This is a genomic window from Streptomyces tricolor, assembly GCF_002155905.1.
Lineage (GTDB): Bacteria > Actinomycetota > Actinomycetes > Streptomycetales > Streptomycetaceae > Streptomyces > Streptomyces tricolor.
This window is the reverse complement of sequence record NZ_MUMF01001059.1, coordinates 1-1,374: the sequence shown is the minus strand read 5'-3', so window position 1 is coordinate 1,374 and position 1,374 is coordinate 1. Positions and strand designations below refer to the sequence as shown.

Genomic DNA, 1,374 nt, shown 5'->3' with positions numbered 1-1,374 from the left:
TGCGCACCATCAACACCGCGGCGCAGTTCGGCTTCCTGGTCTTCCTGCCCGTGTTCTTCACCGACACGCTGGGCTTCTCCCTGACCGACTGGCTGCGGCTGCTGTCGGCGATGTTCGCCACCAACATCTTCTTCAACCTGCTCTTCGGCCTCGTCGGCGACCGCCTGGGCTGGCAGCGCACCGTCGCCTGGTTCGGCGGGGTGGGCTGCGCGGTGACCACGCTCCTGCTCTACTACGGCACCGTGGCCTCCGGCGACAACTTCGTCCTGGCCATGGTGCTGGTGAGCCTGTTCGGGGCCACCCTCGCCGGGTACGTGCCGCTGTCCGCGCTCATGCCGTCGCTGGCCCCGGACCACAAGGGGCAGGCGATGTCGGCGCTCAACCTCGGCGCCGGAGCCAGCACCTTCGTGGGCCCGGCCGTGGTCGGGCTCTTCCTCGGGCCCCTCGGAGTCCAGGGCGTGATGTGGATCTTCGCCGGCCTCTACCTGGCGAGCGCCGCCATGACCCTCTTCCTCACCCTCCCGGAGCCGGCCGCACCGCCCCGCGACACCACGGCGGTGCCCGCGCGGGGCAGGGCGGAGAGCGTCAGCGGTCCGGAGAGGGTGTAGGAGTCCGGAAAGGGTGCAGCGGTCCGGCCGAGGGTTCGGCCGCCCGCGGATCCGCGCCGCTCCCGGTACCTGAGGACCGGGAGCGGCGCACTCGGACTCCGCGGTGCGTCCGCCCCGCTCGGACAGGCGGTCCTCACCGCTGCCAGAGGAAGGCGGCCTCGCCGCAGGGACGGCAGTGGAAGACGTAACCGCGGCCGCCTCCGCCGAAGTTGGCGGAGGTCGCGAAGTCGGATCCCTCTTCGAGTTCGGCCGTGAAGGTCATCCGCGCGGTACAGGAAGGGCAGTCAGGGGTCTCGTCCCCTTGGAGCCAGTCGGGTTCGCCGCCCAGCCGGCCCAGGACCGGCTCCGCGGCGGGGGCGTCGGCCGGGTGCGGGCGCAAGGCGGTGACCGCACCGAGCAGCGTCTCGCCTTCGGCGGGGACGGTGGCCGCCGCGAGTCGGCCCGTGAACACGAAGGCGCGGTTGGCACCGGCGGTGGCGTCCCAGTCGTCGCACATGCCGGGGTCGTTCTGGCAGAAGAACACCGCGATCACCCCGAGATCGACGGGCAGATGGGCGAGGAACTGCAGCGGTCCGCCGCACTCCCGGCAGTCCGGCCAGACGAATCCGTCCGGGACGAGTGGCACTCCCCCCGTGCGCGGTTCGGGAGCGTCGGCTACGGCTTCCCCGCCGTGGATCAACAGCATGGTCAGAGCCTAGGCGCAGCCTCCCGCACCCCGGCCCGGGGGTCCGACGGCTCCCGGCGAGACGTGCGCGGGGGCTGCGGG

2 protein-coding genes are annotated in these 1,374 nt (G+C 72.5%); one reads left to right on the top strand and one right to left on the bottom strand.

Features of this window, described 5'->3' with window-relative positions; all coding sequences use genetic code 11:
- Positions 1–608: MFS transporter (locus tag CCN44_RS42710; protein ID WP_143650528.1), on the top strand; the 608-nt coding region annotated here is incomplete at its 5' end.
- 133 nt (positions 609–741) lie between these two features.
- Here CCN44_RS42710 and CCN44_RS42705 read toward each other — a convergent pair.
- Positions 742–1,293 (bottom strand): YwqG family protein, encoded by a 552-nt coding sequence (locus tag CCN44_RS42705; RefSeq protein WP_167404098.1) that lies wholly within the window; start codon positions 1,291–1,293, stop codon positions 742–744.
- Positions 1,294–1,374: the final 81 nt, after the last annotated feature.